Raw genomic sequence first — 1,282 nt, 5'->3', positions numbered from 1 at the left:
GGGCGGCCCAGCCGCCGACGCCGAACACCAGGGTTGCGGCAAAGACGGCCGACACCGCGATGCGCGAGGTGATGCCGAACTGCGGTTTTTCGGCCGGCTTGCTGGCCAAATTGCTGGCAGGGGCGGCATTGGCAGCTGTGGAGTTGTCCGTGGTGTTCATGGTCTTCTTCTCCCGATAACGCGTGACAATTAGGTTCCGTGGTTGTTCAGACGGTGTCTCTCGGCTGGTCTGCCGGGCATTCGGTTGCTGCCAGGATAAAATCCTGTTCGGTAAGCTCGTGGCGGCCGGCGATCAGGAATTGCAGATCCTCGTCGCGCTCGAGGTCGATGACGGTGCGAACGACGGTGCGCTCGCCGTCGCCGAAGGTCTCGTGATAGAAGGTGATCTGGTGCACTGGCGGCGCCTGGCCATCCTGCAGCAGCCCGCCGAAGACGAGCCCGCCGATGGCTTCGGCGATCTTCGACAGGTCGACGCGGTCGCCGACCTGGAAGTCGCGGATCTCGTCGCGGCCGCTGCCGTCGTTGGCCAGCGACGCGGTCGTGCGGAAGACGAAGACATCGGCGCCGTCGCCGCCGGCCAGAAAGTTGACGGCATTGCCGGCGATGAGCACGTCGTCGCCCTTGCCGCCGACAGCGCCTTCGACCGAGGTCAACAGGTCCGAGCCGATCTCCACACCCTCAGCCGTGCCACGGTCGAGGTCGATCACCACCGCCTGTGTTGCGGCCGAGGCGTCGTAGGTGTCGCGGCCGTCGTCTCCGTCGATCTCGTCGTCGCCATCATCGGAGCCGGGGACGACGATGACGAGGAACGTGTCGTTCCCGTCGCCGCCCTCCAATTCGTCGTCCCCGGCCCCCCCGACGAGAATGTCGTCGCCGTCGCGGCCGCGCAGCCGGTCATCGCCCCCGCCGCCGGCCAGCAGATCGTCGCCGCGCCCGCCGGAAATCCTGTCGTCGCCCCGCCCGCCGAGGATGATTTCGAAACCCTCGATGCGATCCTCGCCGATCTCCTCGCCTTCGGCGATGCCGACCTCGATATCGGCAAGCACCGTTTGAATCAGGCTCGACATGTCAAGCGTGTCCATGCCGTCGCCACCACAGTAGAAGTCGTCTCCGTCGTCATCCGCGTGATCGCCGTCATCATCTGTCTCGTCGTCATGTGTATCTGCCTTGGCCTCGACGCGGACGGTATCGTTTCCGTTTCCGCCTTTGACGGTGTCGTTTCCGTTTCCGCCTGCGAGCGTGTCGTTGCCGTCGCGGCCGTCGATGGTGTCGTCGCCGTCAT

The 1,282-nt window shown here is 65.5% G+C and carries 1 protein-coding gene; it reads right to left on the bottom strand.

Features of this window, described 5'->3' with window-relative positions:
* Positions 1 to 206 precede the first annotated feature (206 nt).
* Positions 207 to 1,282: M10 family metallopeptidase C-terminal domain-containing protein (locus BLJAPNOD_RS34945; protein WP_199566107.1), on the bottom strand; the 1,076-nt coding region annotated here is incomplete at its 5' end.

This window comes from Ensifer sp. M14, assembly GCF_003355565.1.
GTDB lineage: Bacteria > Pseudomonadota > Alphaproteobacteria > Rhizobiales > Rhizobiaceae > Ensifer.
This window is presented reverse-complemented; position numbering and strand designations above follow the sequence as displayed.